This is a genomic window from Alteromonas sp. MmMcT2-5, assembly GCF_022348315.1.
Taxonomy (GTDB): Bacteria; Pseudomonadota; Gammaproteobacteria; order Enterobacterales; family Alteromonadaceae; genus Alteromonas; species Alteromonas macleodii.
Genome location: NZ_JAKRFB010000001.1, coordinates 228,680 through 246,640, shown reverse-complemented (window position 1 = coordinate 246,640; position 17,961 = coordinate 228,680). Strand labels below are relative to the sequence as shown.

The following is a 17,961-nucleotide window of genomic DNA, read 5'->3' as shown; positions in this document are numbered from 1 at the left end:
CTCGGTAGAGTCAAGTTAGCAAAGCACTTGTACTTGAGAAGTGGAGCTTAATTGTACACTCAGCGCACAATTAATCACCTTTTATGCAATTGAAATGTTAATAATTTAACTTGTGAAATACGTCATGCATAAAGATTCACAGTTAACGAATACAAACACGTCGGATTACTTCTTTTTTTGTGCCTGAATTATCGTGCCGATTAAGCCTCGTTTATCAGTCACGTCAGAAAAGGTGATATCAACAAAACCATTACACACTAATTTACTTTTGAGTAACGTAACTTCACTAGCATCTCTCGCCGCGTTGATTAAATCAGATAATCTAACACCGTGAGATTCTAATTCTTTATCGTATTCTTCAAAGATAGCCTTTTTCCGTTCAAACGACACATTTGGATTCATAACCGTCTTCAAGAGTTTGGGGAAATTAGTATCGTACAATGCTTGCTGATGTTCGCTGACAAGGTTTCCGACTTTTTCATTCAGCTCTATTCGAATACTCTCTCTATCCTGAGCGGTCTTTTTAGCGTTGCTTAAAGCGCTTACGAGCCGCTTGATATTAATGCATCTTCATTTTCTTTTTCAAAGCACTCAGATAGCACTTTGATTTAAACGTAGATGCTTTCGCCCCTCTCCACTTTCTGTTTGTGAACGCCAAATATTAGTTTTCAGTCAATAGAAGTCAACTTATGTCAAGCGTAAAGATTTAGAGCACACCATACCTTTCTGCAATAGCAAACAACAGTGATGACTTCATTATATGTTAACTGAAGAGACCTATTTTTGTGTTTCGAAAAAAGTATATTTGCTTGTTAAAGCCTGTTCTAAGCAAATATCTTTGTAATTTCATTGAAAAGTCCAAGAGCGAAAAAATTGGCATCTAGTTTGAGTGAGCTTATTTGATTTTGCAGATTAAGAGTTAACGATCCTACAAGTAATACAATGGCTTTGTCATTGGCTATTGATCTAATAAACAAGTGAAAAAAGTTGCGCAAGCTTTAATAACATTGGAATGGTAGTTCCACGATGCTATTTAGGTGTGTACCAGAGATGATTAGCGGAATAAAGATACTACATAGTAGATGTAAACTTAATTTGCTTTGTAGCTTCATTCGAAGAAAAAGTGAAAACGTGATTAAAGATGTCAATTAAGTATAGATTCAAGAAAGCTCTTTGAAAATGATTCGCAAATAAAAAAAGCAAGTCAAGTGCTAATGCCTGACTTGCTTTCACTAAAGAACTTAACGCTTTACTTAGAAACGAGCAGTAAAGCTAGCTTGCATATAACGTCCTGTTACATCATAAGCTTCTGACACTGTGTTTATACCAGTACCACCGTTGACCGAGCTTTGGTTAGCTACAGGTGGTTGTTTATCAAAAGCGTTTCTTACTACCAAAGATATGTTCATATCGTCGCTGATTGCATAAGAAGCCGAAACATCATGATAAATAACTGACGGGAATTCGTTATACTCTTCCAGTGGCGCGAAGTTAGTGAAGTTATAGTTATTCCCTTCAACAGAGTCTACTGAAGACGCCCAGTAACGCATTCTCCATGTGAAATTCCAATCTTCATAACCATAAGATAGATTAAGATTAGCGCGATCATCTGGATATAGTACCTCGCCAGCAAAATCCACGGCGTCACCTGATTCAATACCAGTTACTACGTATTCTGAAGTATGATTCCAGATAAAGTTCACACCAAACTGACCGCCTACTAGCTCAGTGGTATACGCCACTTCTACGTCAAAACCTTTAGTGTCGATGTCGTTTTCGTTACTCGTACCGCTATGAACTTCAGCAAGTGCACCATTCGCATCGCGTACAACGTCACCACCACAGTTTGGATCGAAATTTGTGCTCTCGAAGCAGCGTCTAACTACCGTAGAACGTGAAGTTGTGCTTATCGCGTCCTCGATCGAAATATCATAGTAGTCTACGGTTAGAGATAAACCATCCATTACTTGCCATACTGCACCAGCACTCCAGTTATCTGAAGTTTCTGGGTTAACATCGGGATTACCACCGACAGTACCGCCAGTACTTTGTGACTCGACTTGTGTTAGAACAAATTCTCCGTCACGCGCAACTCGCGCCGAAATCTCGGGAATAGATAAACAGTTTTCTGCTATCGTACCTGTGCTTTCTGCAGTGATTCCAGAACAAGGGTCTGAAACCCCTGCAAAAGTTTCTCCTCTACCACCAAATAAATCAGCAATGTTTGGAGTTCGTATTGCTGTTGCAGCTGAAGCACGTAGCTTAAGCGTTTCAATAGGTGAGTATTCAACACCTAAATTCCACGTAGTTTCACCACCCACTATTTCGTGGTCAGCATAGCGAGCTGCAGCATCTAGAATCAAGTTCTCTAAAACAGGAATGCTTGTTTCTACGAATACATCGTTTGTGTAAAAACTGCCATCTGTAGCATCTGCTTGGTTAGTGCTTGAAGCACCTACCTGAGCAAAATCACCAGGTTGGAATTGACCTTTCTCTAGACGATGCTCAACACCAACTGCCACGTTAACAAAACCGCCAGGAAGTTCTAGAGGAGTCTCACCAACAACAGTGGCGCCAAAAATAAACTGTTCAGCTTCACCTGTTGCTTTCGCTGGAGTACTTACATATCGAACAGCTTCTTCAGAAACAGTACCTTCTCCCCAGATATTTAGAGGCACACATCCATACAAACGCGCTGTTTCGTCTGCGCACACGATCTCGCCAGTGTCGGGATCTTCAACTACATTGAATGCTTGATACGCACGTTCTAAATTAACTTGGCCACCATTTTCTTGCCATTGGTCGGTCTTACCCCAGCTGACAAAAGTATTAAGTGCCCAGTTATCGTCGATATTCCAATCAAGTCCAGTTGCTATGCGAACGGTGTCGCGCTCCATATTAGTTGAACGTGCTCCAAACTCAACCATACGTCTTACAGTCCATGGAATGTTGTCATCCATTGTGAGACCGTCGTTCATCAAGTTTTGTACCAACAAATCTGGAAGCATAGGATTTGACATACTAATGCCACCTGTACCACCACGAGACGGTTTGAAAACGTCTTCTACGTTAAAAGGTGTAGGCTCAATTGTAGAATCATAAGTTTCTGAAGAGTTCCAATTTGCTTCAGCAAAATATTGGACGTCATCATTTAACTCTTGTGTAAAGTTAAACGCAACATATTTACGCTCAAGAGGCGTTACTAATTGACGATAAGATGCACGGTTAAATGAATTTTCAGATCCAACATATGGTGTTCCGTCAGCATTGTAAGACCCAACTCGACCTTGTGGAGGATATGAGGAATTCTGAATATCTACATATTCATCACCGTTTTCATCTAGGAAAACCGCTTGATCATAACGAGAAAAATCTCTATCAGAAGCTTTTAAACCTTTATCGTCATCATACCCCATTGCAATAGTAACGCTTCCAGAGTCCCAAGAATTACCTGCAGTGATGTTTATTGCATTTTTCTCTCTGTCAGACTCGCTTGAGATGCCGCTAGTCACATTTACTTCAACACCTTCGAAATCTGAGCGAGTGATGATGTTAACCACCCCAGCAACCGCGTCTGAACCATAAATTGCAGATGAAGCACTTTTAAGAATTTCAATACGCTCAATCATTGATGCGGGAATAGAGTTAAGGTCAACTGCGTAACCACTGGAAGGAGATACACCGGATACAAAACGACGACCATTGACCAAAACAAGGGTTCTTGATTCGCCTAAATTACGCAAAGCCGTTGTGTTAAGACCAACTGCAGTAGTTGAAAAAGAACTATTTGATTGATCGCTCGAAGCAATTGAAACAGGTGATTGATTTAGTACATCTGCCGCGTTGATTGCACCGATTGATAAAATTTCATTTCGTCCGATTACCGTAATTGGAACTGGTGATTCAATATCGGTACGCTGAATACGAGAACCAGTTACCTGAATTTTTTCAACTGTTTCAGCAGATTGCTCGTCTTGTGCTTGAACAGCACCTGAAAATGAAAAAGCGGACGCAGCACTAAACGCGCACGCTAGCTTGACTGATATAGCCAGCTTAGAATTTGTAAACATATATTGTCTCCCTGGACCACTAAAACTCTTAGTGTGTGTTTCTTAAATCGTTTATATAACGAATTATTATTAGTAAGGCTAAAACCTCACTTTGATAATAACCACATCGCAAGCTAACGGTCAACCGAGATCAGACGGGTGCTAGTTAAAAGTTCAATTTTTTTTTCATTTTTTACACTTCTTCGTAAATATTAACGTACACCCAACAGGGAAAGTACATTAATTAACCATTTTTTAGAGTTTTTTCCATTTTTAAATCAAATGGGCGAGAAATACGATTACGTACCCTCGCCCACAGTCTATATAGCTATTTTACAGCATAAATTAAAATGAATAATTTACACTGAAACGAACGTATCTAGGAGTTTGCCAAGCAGTTGGCAGTCCATAATTTGGGTTCACATCTGGATTAGTAGGATCAGCTGAGCTCTCATCATCATAAATCTCATTAACCTCAGTTACTCGGTCGTTATTGAAGAGATTAAAGATATCTGCACGAACTACTAACGTCTGATCTTCACCGATGTCAATATTATAAGATGCAGACACGTCAACAGAGTAGTAGCTACTCGTCCGTCCGCGAGATCCTCGAGGTGCTGGCTCTCCCCCGGCAAAGAATGACTCTGAATCATAAGCCTGAGCAAACAAATCAGTTGGGTGATAACCGAATGCATTAATCGGACGGCCGGTCCAGAACTGAAGATTTGCACCTAAGGTTAAATCTTCAGTCACCGCATAGGCACCATATAATTTAACCTGATGACGTCGGTCATTTGGAAGGTCACCGTAAGCTCCGTCCAGAAGCCCAGGCTGATCGAATAAAGTAGTTAAACCAGCATCGTCCTGTCCGTTGTCAGAACGTACATAACCCTCGTTATTGCCCCAACTGTGTGACCATGTATAGGCGGCATTTAACATCCACACACCATCCCATGCTCGTTGCCACATAAAATCTACCGCTGCATATTTACGAATTGAATCAGGGTAGCCCAAATCTTCCGCTGATAGGTCCATGTAAACTAACTCACCTTCAGCACCCGGCAACTCGGTAGTACCAATACGCATATCAGAATTAGGGTTTGTAAGTACATACTGGTGGAACTCATCCCAGATATCATTTACGTCGCCGTAGCCATTCGCTGCAGCCCACTCAATAACCGCCGCATCAATTGCCATATCTTCTATAGTGGTCGAAAGCTCTCGATATGTACCTTGAATTGACATGCTCCACTCATCATTCAACTGGAATTGATAACCGGCGATGAATTCATCCGAGTACATTGAGTCCAAGTTTTGATCTACGATTTCATCTGGAGATTTTGCAGTACCGTCTGCAAACACGTCATTAGGTTGCGTTTTAGCACCAGTGAGGTTTGGAACACCAAGAGCTTCATCGGCAAAGCCGTCAAACTCGTAGTACTCTTGAGTATAAGTTTCCGCTCCAGCCAAACGAATATTCGTGTTTGCTGCAATAGGCAAGTAGTATCTACCATAGCTTGCCCATGCTTTCGTCTCACCATCACCAAACACATCCCAAACAGCACCTAAACGAAGGGCCCACTGATTGTCTAATTTGGCAAAAGAATCACCATCGGCGTTGAAATTTTCAAATGTATCGTTACGAAGACCTGCGTTAATCACGAGCGTATCTGTAACCTGCCATTGATCTTGAATGTAAAAGGCAAAGTTTTTAGAATCAAACTGACCACCGACGTTATAGTTGCGGTGACGTACTTGATAGATTTCTTCGTTCGATGGGTCACTATCGTCAACGTAGTACAAATAGTAAGCACCGCCTGAATTGATAGTGCTGCTATTTGAGGTAAGCTTCTCATAGTCAACTCCAAACCGTACTGAGTGATCGCCCGCATACCAGTCTGCATCCAATCGAATAACTTCACGCTCGTCATCACCTTGTTCAGCAGTGAAGTTAGCCCATGTATTAGTCGGAACGAACGCTGCAGTGCTGTCATAACGGTAGTAAACAACAGGGTTGCCATCCAATTCGCTTCGCACTGTTCTATGTTGCTTGTTTATCCCATATTGAGCAGAAATTGAAAAATCGTCATTTATGATACTTGTCCATTTTGCTGTATAGTTTAAACCACCTTCATCTTCATAGCCTACACGGCCATCGGTATAATTCCCGCCATCAACTGAGTCATAGGTTGTGATTTTCGTTGAACGTTCATCCGAGAAAGCGGTGATTTCTAGAATATTGTTTTCTGTAACGTACCAATCAAGTTTTGCTACCTAGAATGCGTCATCATCTTTCTCGAAATATCCACAACTAACGAATTTACGCACCACTTGCGACAGACTAATGATTTTGAGCGATGAGCATTTGAACCTACCTCAAGTTAAGTAAATTGTTAATTTGTATTAAATTTTATGAATATAAAGAACTATTGCAAATAAAACCCTAATCGCCTTCTCACAGATTCAGGTAACTCAGGCAGCGCACTTTTCGGCAATAAGAATGTTGCCATGTTAAAAAAGTCCAAATAGATGCGGTTAGACTCAGTGGTTTTCTTGAGGTAATGATGTCCTGACGATCCACCAGTGCCAATTTTAGTGCCCAGCATGCGCTGAACCATCATTGCGTGACGATAGCGCCATATAGTGAGTTGCTCGTCTATCTCTGTGAGTGCGGTAATAAGCTGAAACGGCAGATTAAAGATAGGCTCTTCAGAGTACTGCTTTATAAATAATGCAGAAAGCAATGCTTTATGGCTCAAGCGGAACTTGCCCTCGCCTCTTAACTTTTCAAACTGCGTATCATCAAACAACGCATCAAAGTTCTCCATCGTTGCTTCTAAGTCTTTAAGCTCTTGTCGCCGCTCTGTATCAGATAGCATGTCACTGGTTGAAATTGTATGGTGGTCGTCTTTCAACATTTCGTCTGCCGCATCTTTATAATATTGCCAAAAATCGAAACCTTCCGTTTTTAGAAGCGGCATTCTTGAAAGCCATTTGTCGACCAGCTCAAACAAACTGGGTTTGCTTTCAAGGGTTTCCAATAACGCTCTATCTTTATTAGTCAGACGGTTGTAGAAGCTTTGCTTATCAAAGTCGATTCTGAAATCACGCTTTAGGCCTAGTGATATTTCTAAACGCTTGAACTGTATACTTTGGAAGCCCGACGCGGGCACCAGGTAGTCCCTAAACGACAAAAACTGCTGTGGCGTCATGGTTTCCATGATAGCAATTTGATCGTTCATTAACTTTTGAATTTGTATGACTCGCTGTAAGCGATGCACCACTAGTGTTAGCTGCTGATCTTTAACCGTCTCTTGATTAAACGTATCAATTACTGCATTTAATTCATGAAGAACCTGCTTGAACCAAAGCTCATAAACTTGGTGAACGATAATGAACAGCATTTCTTCGTGCGCCGCGTCACCGTACTTCTCACTCTCTAAGTCCTGCGCCCCCAAAATCTTATCAAGCTGTAGGTAATCGCCGTAGTAGCAGGGCTCTATATTTTTTTTCATGTCGTTCTGCCTTATTGCTTTGTTTAACTTCGTAATTCTATCACCGTCGACTCGACATCCACAGAATACAAGCTATACATTATAAGGATATATAGCCAAGGTTCGTGTTGTGCCATTTAGCTTGTATAAAAATGTGTCCAATTAATTGGACAGGCGCTGTATTTTCCGCACAGCATATTTGCATACCACAGCACTTTTACGCAGGGCGCTAACAACAATTATAAGGGGAATGAACATGAAACTAGATGACGACATCCATAACTATTATGAACACCTGGTTTTAGAAAGAATCAGTAAGCTGGGGCTCGATACCACAAAAAGTCCTGATTACTTAGCAGACTTGTGCTGTCTTGCCTTAAATCAGGTTCCACCACGTTATATCCGCTACGAAGTAGACATGGCGTTTTACCTGCCTCAGAGCGAACGAAATCAAATGGAAATGAATGTTGAGCATGCTATTAGTAAAGCACTCAAGTACTTAGATGAAATAGAAAAGACTAAAAAAGAAGACGAATAAGGAATTTGGGTGGCGGGCCTCCAGCCACATCCCGGCACATGAGTCGTCTGCTGCGGCTGCTCCCTTCCAGGCCTGACCGGGTTCACAGAGTATCATTGCGGGAGGACCAAAAGCCCACCATAGAAAATCGCATTCAAAGCAAAGTCATTCGCCCCTGCTTGAGTGCGGGGCGCATTATGACTATTTGGTTGAGAGTTTTCAACCCTTTAAAGAAAATCTCTCTTCGGCAATAAGGTTGGCAACGCGGTTTGTCGCCGCCCCTTCTTGCTCTGCACGGATATAAATTTCTTTTAGCGTTTCGCCGATTTGCTCAATATGTGCGCGAAGCGCTTCATTAGAACTCGATTCCATACGCTGATGGAAGATGTCGATAACGCCACCCGCGTTGATCACGTAATCTGGCGCATACAGAATGCCGCGTTGTTGAAGCAATTCACCAATATCTTCACGTGCAAGCTGGTTATTTGCAGCGCCTGCAATTACTTTGGCTTTGATTTCAGGCAATGACAGATCGTTAATGGCTGCACCCAACGCACACGGCGCTAACACATCCACATCTAAGCTCAGTATTTCTTCCGGCGCTACAGCTGTCGCACCAAATTCAGATACTGCTTTTTCAACACCTTCAGGATAGATATCCGCAACATAAAGCTTAGCACCGTGCTCATGCAAATGCTTTGCAAGACGGTAGCCAACGTGCCCCATACCTTGTATAGCAACACTGACGCCATCAAGGCTGCGCTTCAAGCCGTACTCTACCGTCGCCTTCAATCCCACAAACACACCGTATGCTGTAGACGGAGCCGGGTTTCCGTCAGGTACTTCGCCCGCATAGTGGTATTTAGCATTAACACCAGCGATGTAATCCGACTCGGTTGCCATAGTTTGCAAGTCCGTTACTGAAATACCAGAGTCTTCAGCAGTGAAATACTTGCCGCCCAATGATTCAACAAACTTGCCCATTGCCTTCATCATTTCTGGCGATTTAGCCTTACGAGGGTCGCCGATGATCACAGATTTACCGCCGCCAAGCTCCAAGTTAGCCATGGCTGCTTTATACGTCATCCCCTTTGACAGTCTCAACACATCGGTCAATGCCTCACCACTATTCACGTAGGGCCACATGCGACAACCGCCAAGTGCTGGCCCCAGATTGGTATTGTGTACAGCAATAATGGCGCTCAAGCCCGCCTTCTCGTCATGATAAAACGCAACGTGTTCGTGATTATTGAACTCCGGGTGATCAAAAACTGACATATTTTCCCTATTAATACTGTGATGAATTAAAGCCTACCCAAGGTCTAGCTGTCACGAAAACGAAACGCCGCTCATTTGGGATGATGTGAGAGTCTGAAGATGATTTGCGGTACACTTATCGGCCTCGCAAAGATCAGCAACATTCTGCCAAGTGTATCCGATTGTTTTGAGGACAGGCCTTGCAAAGTTTGTTAATGAAATTTACAAACTGAAACGCAATAGAATTGATTACAATTTTTCTAGGACAGCTATCCTAGAATTTTTTTTGATATATAATAAACATCATAAAAACGACGGAAACAGTGTTAATGAAATTGGATAAATTTGACCGTGAGATTTTGCGCGTACTTCAGCAAGACGCCACGGTGTCGATGGCAGATTTAAGCCAGCGTGTAGGATTGTCGCATACTCCGTGTTGGAGACGTGTCAAACGAATGGAAGCCGACGGCATCATTCTTGGTAAAGTCACATTACTAAACAGCAAAAAACTGAATTTAGGTGTGTCGGTCTTTATCTATGTCACGTTGAAAAACCATGACGGTGACTCGCTAACCGATTTTGAAAATGCAGTACAAAACATCGATGAAATCGTGGAGTGTCATACCACCAGCGGTGAAAAAGATTACTTACTAAAAGTGATAGTGGAAAGTATTGAAGAGTACGAATTCTTACTTAAAACGAAATTAACTCACCTGCCTCTTGTCGATCATTTAAGCTCAACCTTCGCCTTAAAGCAGGTGAAAAACACCACCGAGCTACCGATTAAACGCCAATAACTCAAAAAATGGGGTCAGAGTACATTTCTACTCTCCCCCGTCAGTCTAAGTGGCGTCTATTTGATTTTCGGGCTTAGCCCGCTCAAAAGCATCTAACTCGTTACAGTTCTTCGCTATCTTACTAATTAAAGGGTAGCGACTCATATCGACGTTAAAACGTTGCGCATTATACACTTGGGGTACTAAGCAAATATCAGCCAGCGTAACATCGAAATCAAAGCAGAACTTTCCAGCTTGGGTCTGAAGACGTTTTTCAATGCCGTCGAACCCCAGCGTTATCCAGTGAGATGCCCACTTCGCCACATCATCTTGTGACGCCTCAAAATTCCCTTTTAGCGCATTCAGTACACGTAGATTACCCAAAGGCTGAATATCACACGCGATATCTTGTGCTAGCGCTCTGACTCTGGCTCTCTCTGTTCGATGTTCAGGAACCAGTTGGTGTTCGCCTTCATACCGTTCATCAAGATATTCGATGATTGATAACGATTGATTCAGAATAATATCTTCGTCTTCGTCAACCAAAGTAGGGACAAGGTGCGCAGGATTGAGACGCGTATATTCGCTACTATGCTGCTCGCCACCGTTGTTTACAAGATGTACAGGTACATACTCGTACTCAACCCCTTTCAAATTCAGCGCAATCCGCACGCGGTAAGAGGCGGTCGAACGCCAATAGCCGTAAAGTTTTATACTCATGGTACTACCACACCTATTAAACGTTTTTGGTAGGAGTGCAGGGCTTTGATGAATCTAAACGCTCTACTCTCCCTTATAATGATAGTGGGGAAAACAGCAACGTGCCTACTGAGTAAACCACGTTATTACCCCACACTACTTTTCATTTTAAAATTTTAGCTAAGCGGTTTAACTTGCTGTTCAATGGCGCCAAAAACAGAGTGGCCTTCTTTATCTAGCATTTCTATGCGAATACGATCGCCAAACTGCATGAAAGGAGTAGAAGGTTTGCCGTCTCGAATAGTCTCAATCATGCGCACTTCTGCAATACATGAATAACCCACACCGCCTTCAGCGATGGCAGAGCCATGATCTGTACCCTGTTTATTAGACACTGTACCCGAGCCGATGATAGCACCTGCACCTAGGTTTCTGCTCTTGGCGGCATGCGCGACTAGCTGACCAAAATCAAACGTCATGTCCTGACCCGCTTCAGGCTTACCGAATAGTTCACCATTGTAGGTTGAACGCAAAGGCAAGTGCACTTTGCTATCTTTCCACGCATCACCTAATTCATCTGGTGTTACAGCAACCGGAGAAAAGCTAGACGCAGGTTTTGATTGGAAGAAGCCAAACCCCTTCGCCAGTTCGCCTGGGATTAACCCTCTAAGTGATACGTCGTTAACTAACATAATAAGTCGAATGCGCTCTGAAGCTTGTTCAGGCGTACACGCCATAGGAACATCATCGGTAACAACAGCGACTTCCCCTTCAAAATCGATTCCCCAATCATCACTTGGAAGTATGATGTCATCCTCGGGTCCAATAAAGTCATCGGAACCACCTTGATACATCAATGGGTCAGTCCAAAAGCTTTCCGGCATTTCTGCATTACGCGCCTTTCGCACCAGTTCCACATGGTTCACGTAAGCACTTCCATCAGCCCATTGGTAAGCTCTAGGCAGAGGCGACTCACAGCGAGATGCGTCAAACGGCACGCTGTCACACGCATTGTCATTTAGCGCTTGGTATTTCATCTGTAGCTGAGGGGCGATCTCTTTCCAATTATCCAGTGCGTCTTGCATCGTTTTCGCAATGTCCTGTGCACTGCATGCTCGAGAAAGGTCCTTCGACACTACCATTAGGCAGCCATCTCGGGTTTCATTCTTATAGGTTGCTAGTTTCATTGTTCTTTCCTCGAAAAATTATTCATCAGCTTGGCGCTCTTGTCTTTTATCGGTACGTTCTGAATAAAAGACCTATATCTTTTTACGCGGCAGCATCACACACAATTCCATGATTATAGTTATGCCACTAGTTGGTGTGCGTTGAGAAGTGATCTGTTGACGAAGTTTTATTTGGCTGTAAGAAAGGATGTACGCTAGTAAGCCTCTGTTGAGCAGGTATAGCCCTGCCCGCTTGCTCCGTGGGCGATGTAAATTTATCGTAACAGATGAATTGATATTGCTATGAGGCACAAAAACGCATTAACGATAAAAAATTGGCGTATACCATTTGCCATTTTTTTACTTTACTAAACGACGTCAAATATGCTTGGTCACATTGACCCTCGCCCTATGGCAAAGGTCAATGCTCCCATATAATTAAAGCTTTACCGTCGCCTTGTTAATGCCGTACTCACGTAACTTATTTGCAATTGCCGTATGACTTAATCCCAGTTTTTTAGCCAATTGACGGGTACTTGGGTAAGAAGGATATAACCGCTTAAGCAAGTCCTTTTCAAACTTTTTCACTTCTTCGTCTAATGTGCCGTCAAAGTTTTCGTCAATATAAGTGACGCTTGGCGCACAACTTGGAAGCTGAATGTCTTCCTTGGTAATCTCCTTACCGTCAAGGAGTGATAACGCGCGATACAACGCATTCTGTAGCTGTCTCACATTACCCGGCCACGGGTACTGCTGCAGAAAATCAACACAGGATTTACTGAGTTTCGCAGGACGGCGACCTAACTTGGTACTGTGTTGAACGATGAAAGACTCGGCTAGAGGAACGATATCCTGCCTTCTGTCTTTTAAAGAAGGCATAACCAAACTTAGTACGTTTAAGCGGTAGTACAATTCTTTTCTAAATCGTCCTTCTTCTACAAGCTGACCTAAGTCACGACAGGTGGTGCAAATAAATCGCACGTCTACCTTAACAGGCTCAGAATCCCCTACTCTTCTAAATTCGCCGTCTTCTAGAACGCGGAGCAGTTTAGCCTGAAGCTGAGAAGACATATCAGCGATTTCATCGAGAAGAAGCGTACCGCCTTTTGCTTGCTCTAATAGCCCCACTTTTGCATTAGGCTGATTGAATGCCCCCGCTGCATAACCGAATAATTCGGTTTCTGCCACGCTGTCAGGTAAAGACGCGCAGTTTAAAGCTAAAAATGCACCTTCACTGCGACGACTAGACTGGTGACAGGCTCTGGCAATCATTTCCTTGCCTGTGCCTGTTTCACCAAAAATTAAAATAGGTGCGTCCAAATCAGCTATTCGCTTGGCTTCATGAACGACTCGCTTCATAAACGGAGACTGAGTGACAAAGCGGTCAAAGCTATCAGTGGGAGACTGATGGAACGCGGTAAATTGTTGTCCTAGTCGCATCTCTGATTTTAATATCACCACAGCACCTGCCATGATCATATTCTGCTCGCCGTCAGGTACGGTAATAGGCAGCATATCGGCTAGGTAATCCTGTTGAATAAACTTCACTTTCGAAGACTGAGGGCCAGGCGATTTACCGTCCATCCATTTAGTAAAGTTAAAGCCTTTCACAACTTCACCAATTTCAATGCCTTCAATTTCTCTACTCGGAATTTCTAGCCCCGCGCATACCGCTTCATTGCATAGCAAGATATTGCCTTTGGCATCGATAGAAAACACAGGGTCGGGCAACGTTCTTAAAATAGCGGAAAGCTGATTTTTTTCACGTTCTCCTGGCATGAAAAGCGTCGTCTTCACATCGTCGATACCATCGATGCGGCGAATTTGAGGCATGAGGTGTTGAAAATCTGCAAATTCGATATTGGGAAAATTAAGGAAAATTTTCCCCGCAGGGTCAATTTCAATACCGCGTAAATCTATTTCTTTAGTAACGAGAATATCTAAAACATCTTGAGTGATACCAAGACGGTCCTGACAGCTTATTTCTAGACGCATAGGGTGTTATAGCTATTTTGTAAACATATATGTACAGATTATCATACTTTTACAAAAAGATAACAAGATAAATGTTACAGATGGTTAAATTTGCGATGAATCACACATTTAAGAACGCGCAGAGAGCATGATTAAAAGGCGGCGCATACCAAATAAAAAAGATGCCGCATCAGTGATGCGGCATCCTATATAAAACACATTTAATTAACAATAGTGCTAACTGGCTTTTTTCTCTTTAGGTGGGAAAAGTGGGGAAAATAGCCCTAAAGACTTCGCTTCCTCTACGAGTGCCATAATATCCATTTCCGCTAATTCAAACAGATGGTCGAATTCCGGTAAGATATAATAAAGAGGCTGCATAATATCGATACGATAAGGTGTTCTTAATGCATCAATAGCAGTGAGCGGGTTACGCAGAGGTGTGTCGCTGTCTAACGCATATATTGTCTCGCCAGGAGAAGATAAGATACCTCCACCGTATATCTTCAATTCATCTTTGGCTCTCACCAATCCAAACTCTACGGTGAACCAATAAAGGCGAGCAAGATAAACTCGGTCTTCTTTGCTGGCAGCAAGGCCTAACTTTCCGTAAGTGTGAGTAAAATGAGCAAATGCAGGATTCGTTAGTAGCGGACAATGACCGAAAACTTCATGGAAAATATCTGGCTCCTGCAAATAATCGAATTCTTCTCTGGTGCGAATAAAGGTGGCAACAGGAAATTGCTTATTCGCCAGTAATCTGAAAAATTCGCCAAAATTAATTAACGCAGGCACTTCAGCGGTTTGCCAACCCGTTTTCTCCATCAGTACTTTGTTGATATCGGGTAGCTGAGGGATTTCCCTTTCATTTAACTTCAACAAATCAAGCCCGTCCAAGTATTCTTGGCACGCTCTTTCTTTCACCAGCGGAATTTGTCTCGCATAGAGTTCAGACCAAATTTGGTTCTCTTCGTCTGACCAATGGATAATGCCATTCTCGTCAGATTGTCTCGACTGGTATTGCGTTGATTTTGGCATAACTTCTGTGACCAATAAGAGTTGAAAAACTTGTCTATCAGTCTAATGAAATTCGCGATATCGAAAAGTGTAAGCCCTTACGAGCGACTCAGCTTGGCTGTAACAAGAATTTTACAAAAAAAGTAAACGCATTGTTTTTTATAACAAAAAGCCGCTCATTACGAGCGGCTTCAGTCAAGCTTGCTTGTTGCGCCCTCGCCAATTAAAGACGGCTAATTTCTTTATTGAGTTGATATTCGCGAGACGTTACATAAGTTTCCATTTTACGAAGTCGAACTTCTGCTTTTTCAAAACGATTGCGAATATCGTGAAACGCTTGTTTTGGTGGCTCGCCCGCCTGCCAAACTTTCGTTTTCACTTCCACTTTTGGGCTTTTTACCTGACCACCGTTGGGATTTGTCCATCCCTTACCTTTTGAGAAAACAGGTTGCGTTGGTGCATTTTTTAACCCAACAGGTTTTTTATCGAGGATGAACCAAGCTGCAATGTATGCAACAAAGATGAAAGGTCCGGCTAACAAGAAGAAACCTGTTACAACTAAAATCCTTACTAACCAAGTTTCTAAGCCGAAATATTCAGCTACACCCGAGCACACGCCTGCAATTCTTGCATTTTCTGGGTTGCGATAGAGCTGCTTACCGTTTCTCATGCTCTATTCCTCCACTCAGGTGCCTCGCTGTCTAAAATGGCCTCTAGAGTTTCAATGCGTTCGCTCATTTTCTCGGCTTTCTCGGCTAAGTCTTGCAAAGATGCGTGCTCTTCTGCACTCAATCCCTGATTCACTTGCTTCTTGCTTCGATAGTGCAATATTAGCCAAATTGGAGCAACGAATATTGAAAACACCACAAGGGGCATCACCAACATTGCAATCGTACCTTCATCCATCTCAATCTCTCCTACAAACTCTGATGTAATTACCCTCCTTCCGATTTCACATCCGGAGGGTACACCCTATTCTTATTATTCTGATTTTTCGGTGCTTGTGTTTGCACCTTTTACTTTCGCTTTAAGCGCAGCAAGTTCGTCTTCAACTTTGTCGCTAGCCTCTAGTTCAGCAAACTCATCCTGTAACGTTTTCTTACCTAGATCGTAAGCTTCAACCTGTGACTCAAGGTCATCGATTTTACGCTCATATTGCTCAAAGCGTCCCATCGCATTATCTACTTTAGTGCTATCGAGCGTCTTTTTCACTTCAAGACGAGAGCTTGCGGTTTTCTGGCGCATAATAATCGCTTTTTGGCGACTCTTCGCATCCGCTAGCTTTTCTTGAAGCTGACCAATTTCATCCTGAAGTTTGCTGATTTGCTCATCAACAATAGCCAGCTCTTTACTTAACGCTTCAGCAGCTTCTGCAGACTTCTTCTTTTCCTGCAACGCAGCACGCGCCAAGTCTTCTCTGTCTTTGCTCAAAGCAAGCTCAGCTTTGGCTTCCCAGTCACTTGCATCGCTTTCATACTTTGCAATTTGATTAACAATTTCTTTTTTGTTGGCTAAGGTCTTTGCTGATGCTGAGCGCACCTCAACCAATGTGTCTTCCATTTCCTGAATGATTAATCTAACCATTTTCTCAGGATCTTCCGCTTTATCTAAAAGCGCATTAATATTCGAATTCACAATATCTGTAAAACGCGAGAAGATACCCATAATAATTACCTCTTGCTAAAAATGGTAAGTGTTTAAAAAACACCACACTTGATAAATAGGTTACTCTTGGTATTAATTGTATTCAATATACTTGCCAACTTTACAACAGTGCTAACCTGCTATTTTTCATACACTTTTTATAAGTTCAAATAATACTCGTTTCTCAATATATTTTGTTCTACACTATTAATTGGTCGAAATGACTAACTTTTGAGGGATTTAATGAGTAGGTATCGACAGCAAGACAATTTACTCGGCCAAGCGAATAGTTTTCTAGAAGTTTTAGAGCAAATTTCACAAATTGCACCGCTAGATAAACCTGTGCTGGTAATAGGTGAGCGAGGCACAGGTAAAGAGCTTATTGCCGCGCGACTTCACTTCTTATCTAAGCGATGGGATCAGAACTATATTAAGCTTAACTGTGCTGCCTTAAGTGAAAGCCTATTGGAGAGTGAATTATTCGGTTATGAAGCAGGTGCGTTCACCGGTGCCTCAAAACGCCGCGAAGGTCGCTTTGAAGTGGCCCACAACGGCACCTTATTTCTTGATGAACTGGCTAATACTTCTGGCCTTATTCAGGAAAAGCTACTGCGCGTTGTCGAATATGGCGAATTTGAGCGCGTTGGCGGAAGCAAGTCAGTAAAAACTGACGTACGCCTTATTGCAGCAACAAACGAAGACTTACCCGCGCTTGCCGATGCAGGTGAATTTCGTGCAGACTTACTCGACCGACTTGCCTTTGACGTAATTACCATTCCTCCGCTACGCGAGCGTAGGGAAGATATCATGATGTTGGCAGAAAACTTTGCTATTAATATGGCCCGTGAAATGGAAATGGAATTATTCAGCGGCTTTACAGAGAAGGCGAAGCGGACCCTTCTTGATTACGACTGGCCAGGCAATATACGTGAACTAAAGAACGTGGTCGAACGTGCAGTATATCGAACAAATAACCCTCATCTGCCCGTACATGAAATCGTTCTTGACCCCTTTGAGTCAGCTTATCGCCCTAAAGGCAGAGTGAAGACCAATGACAGAGTGAATACGCCCGTCTCACCCGTTACTCAATCCCCTTCAGAAGCCGCTGCCACCAATGAACGCATTGAAAGTGCAGACATTACGCCACTGGCACCAGTGAAAAAGCCAGAAATTGTTGAATATCCCATAGATTTGAAAGAACGTTCTCAACAACATGAGATAGATATGATAAAACAGGCACTTGCTGACAGTCAGTTTAATCAGAAGAAGACTGCTGAAAAATTGAGCCTGACGTATCATCAGCTGCGAGGCTATCTCAAAAAATATAACTTACTAGATTCTTCCGCGGAAAGCGTCGAGGCGTAAAGC

At 42.6% G+C, this 17,961-nt stretch carries 15 protein-coding genes and 1 other RNA gene; 3 read left to right on the top strand and 13 right to left on the bottom strand.

The features are described from left to right. Positions 1–165: 165 nt before the first annotated feature. The 4 genes from MHN09_RS01125 to MHN09_RS01110 all read right to left on the bottom strand — a co-directional run bounded on the left by MHN09_RS01125 (position 166) and on the right by MHN09_RS01110 (position 7,564). Entirely contained in the window at positions 166–402 is a 237-nt protein-coding gene (locus MHN09_RS01125) for a hypothetical protein (RefSeq protein WP_239238659.1), read from the bottom strand. Between the two features lie 851 nt (positions 403–1,253). Beyond that, positions 1,254–4,070, bottom strand: coding sequence for a TonB-dependent receptor (locus tag MHN09_RS01120; RefSeq protein ID WP_239238656.1), 2,817 nt, complete (start codon positions 4,068–4,070; stop codon positions 1,254–1,256). A 324-nt stretch (positions 4,071–4,394) separates the two neighbouring features. After that, positions 4,395–6,245, bottom strand: a complete 1,851-nt coding sequence (locus MHN09_RS01115; RefSeq protein ID WP_239238828.1) for a TonB-dependent receptor — start codon at positions 6,243–6,245, stop codon at positions 4,395–4,397. A 230-nt stretch (positions 6,246–6,475) separates the two neighbouring features. Further along, positions 6,476–7,564 carry a tryptophan 2,3-dioxygenase family protein gene (locus MHN09_RS01110; protein WP_239238653.1) on the bottom strand — a complete coding sequence of 363 codons (1,089 nt, stop codon included), beginning with the start codon at positions 7,562–7,564 and terminating at the stop codon, positions 6,476–6,478. 235 nt (positions 7,565–7,799) lie between these two features. Between MHN09_RS01110 and MHN09_RS01105 the strand changes: the two genes are divergently transcribed. Continuing rightward, a complete protein-coding gene (locus MHN09_RS01105) occupies positions 7,800–8,081 on the top strand; it encodes a late competence development ComFB family protein (RefSeq protein ID WP_014948691.1) in 282 nt (93 codons plus the stop codon). Positions 8,082–8,096: 15 nt separating this feature from the next. Here MHN09_RS01105 and ffs read toward each other — a convergent pair. Together ffs and MHN09_RS01095 are read right to left on the bottom strand one after the other, a co-directional pair. Continuing rightward, positions 8,097–8,193: signal recognition particle sRNA small type (ffs, locus tag MHN09_RS01100), an RNA gene on the bottom strand. 86 nt (positions 8,194–8,279) lie between these two features. Beyond that, positions 8,280–9,338 carry a Glu/Leu/Phe/Val dehydrogenase dimerization domain-containing protein gene (locus MHN09_RS01095; protein WP_239238650.1) on the bottom strand — a complete coding sequence of 353 codons (1,059 nt, stop codon included), beginning with the start codon at positions 9,336–9,338 and terminating at the stop codon, positions 8,280–8,282. A 308-nt stretch (positions 9,339–9,646) separates the two neighbouring features. On the opposite strand from MHN09_RS01095, the gene MHN09_RS01090 reads away from it, so the two are divergent. Beyond that, the gene (locus MHN09_RS01090; protein WP_014948689.1) at positions 9,647–10,114 is read left to right on the top strand and encodes an Lrp/AsnC family transcriptional regulator; all 468 of its coding nucleotides are present in this window, start codon (positions 9,647–9,649) and stop codon (positions 10,112–10,114) included. Positions 10,115–10,159: 45 nt separating this feature from the next. On the opposite strand, the gene maiA is transcribed toward MHN09_RS01090, so the two are convergent. From maiA to pspA, 7 genes are all read right to left on the bottom strand, one after another. After that, on the bottom strand, positions 10,160–10,813 hold the full coding sequence (gene maiA, locus MHN09_RS01085; RefSeq protein ID WP_014975930.1) for a maleylacetoacetate isomerase: 654 nt from the start codon (positions 10,811–10,813) through the stop codon (positions 10,160–10,162). Positions 10,814–10,968: 155 nt separating this feature from the next. Further along, the gene (locus MHN09_RS01080; RefSeq protein ID WP_014948687.1) at positions 10,969–11,979 is read right to left on the bottom strand and encodes a fumarylacetoacetate hydrolase family protein; all 1,011 of its coding nucleotides are present in this window, start codon (positions 11,977–11,979) and stop codon (positions 10,969–10,971) included. A gap of 417 nt (positions 11,980–12,396) precedes the next feature. Continuing rightward, positions 12,397–13,953, bottom strand: a complete 1,557-nt coding sequence (gene tyrR / locus MHN09_RS01075; protein ID WP_239238647.1) for a transcriptional regulator TyrR — start codon at positions 13,951–13,953, stop codon at positions 12,397–12,399. A gap of 216 nt (positions 13,954–14,169) precedes the next feature. Beyond that, positions 14,170–14,970, bottom strand: coding sequence for a phenylalanine 4-monooxygenase (gene phhA / locus MHN09_RS01070; protein WP_239238644.1), 801 nt, complete (start codon positions 14,968–14,970; stop codon positions 14,170–14,172). Between the two features lie 202 nt (positions 14,971–15,172). Further along, positions 15,173–15,619: an envelope stress response membrane protein PspC gene (pspC, locus tag MHN09_RS01065; protein WP_014948684.1), complete on the bottom strand. Its 447-nt coding sequence runs from the start codon at positions 15,617–15,619 to the stop codon at positions 15,173–15,175. Continuing rightward, positions 15,616–15,855, bottom strand: a complete 240-nt coding sequence (gene pspB / locus MHN09_RS01060; RefSeq protein WP_014948683.1) for an envelope stress response membrane protein PspB — start codon at positions 15,853–15,855, stop codon at positions 15,616–15,618. Before pspB ends, pspC begins: the two co-directional genes overlap by 4 nt. Positions 15,856–15,930: 75 nt before the next feature. Next, complete coding sequence (pspA, locus tag MHN09_RS01055; protein ID WP_014948682.1) at positions 15,931–16,614, bottom strand: phage shock protein PspA; 684 nt, start codon at positions 16,612–16,614, stop codon at positions 15,931–15,933. A 222-nt stretch (positions 16,615–16,836) separates the two neighbouring features. Here pspA and pspF point away from each other — a divergent pair, with 222 nt between their 5' ends. Beyond that, complete coding sequence (gene pspF / locus MHN09_RS01050) at positions 16,837–17,958, top strand: phage shock protein operon transcriptional activator (protein WP_239238641.1); 1,122 nt, start codon at positions 16,837–16,839, stop codon at positions 17,956–17,958. Positions 17,959–17,961: the final 3 nt, after the last annotated feature.

What these genes read in the sequence shown, in the direction of transcription:
- MHN09_RS01125 (WP_239238659.1), bottom strand. Translation starts at nt 402, where the DNA reads ATGAATCCAAATGTGTCGTTTGAACGGAAAAAGGCTATCTTTGAAGAA.
- MHN09_RS01120 (WP_239238656.1), bottom strand. Translation starts at nt 4,070, where the DNA reads ATGTTTACAAATTCTAAGCTGGCTATATCAGTCAAGCTAGCGTGCGCG.
- MHN09_RS01110 (WP_239238653.1), bottom strand. Translation starts at nt 7,564, where the DNA reads ATGAAAAAAAATATAGAGCCCTGCTACTACGGCGATTACCTACAGCTT.
- MHN09_RS01105 (WP_014948691.1), top strand. Translation starts at nt 7,800, where the DNA reads ATGAAACTAGATGACGACATCCATAACTATTATGAACACCTGGTTTTA.
- MHN09_RS01095 (WP_239238650.1), bottom strand. Translation starts at nt 9,338, where the DNA reads ATGTCAGTTTTTGATCACCCGGAGTTCAATAATCACGAACACGTTGCG.
- MHN09_RS01090 (WP_014948689.1), top strand. Translation starts at nt 9,647, where the DNA reads ATGAAATTGGATAAATTTGACCGTGAGATTTTGCGCGTACTTCAGCAA.
- maiA (WP_014975930.1), bottom strand. Translation starts at nt 10,813, where the DNA reads ATGAGTATAAAACTTTACGGCTATTGGCGTTCGACCGCCTCTTACCGC.
- MHN09_RS01080 (WP_014948687.1), bottom strand. Translation starts at nt 11,979, where the DNA reads ATGAAACTAGCAACCTATAAGAATGAAACCCGAGATGGCTGCCTAATG.
- tyrR (WP_239238647.1), bottom strand. Translation starts at nt 13,953, where the DNA reads ATGCGTCTAGAAATAAGCTGTCAGGACCGTCTTGGTATCACTCAAGAT.
- phhA (WP_239238644.1), bottom strand. Translation starts at nt 14,970, where the DNA reads ATGCCAAAATCAACGCAATACCAGTCGAGACAATCTGACGAGAATGGC.
- pspC (WP_014948684.1), bottom strand. Translation starts at nt 15,619, where the DNA reads ATGAGAAACGGTAAGCAGCTCTATCGCAACCCAGAAAATGCAAGAATT.
- pspB (WP_014948683.1), bottom strand. Translation starts at nt 15,855, where the DNA reads ATGGATGAAGGTACGATTGCAATGTTGGTGATGCCCCTTGTGGTGTTT.
- pspA (WP_014948682.1), bottom strand. Translation starts at nt 16,614, where the DNA reads ATGGGTATCTTCTCGCGTTTTACAGATATTGTGAATTCGAATATTAAT.
- pspF (WP_239238641.1), top strand. Translation starts at nt 16,837, where the DNA reads ATGAGTAGGTATCGACAGCAAGACAATTTACTCGGCCAAGCGAATAGT.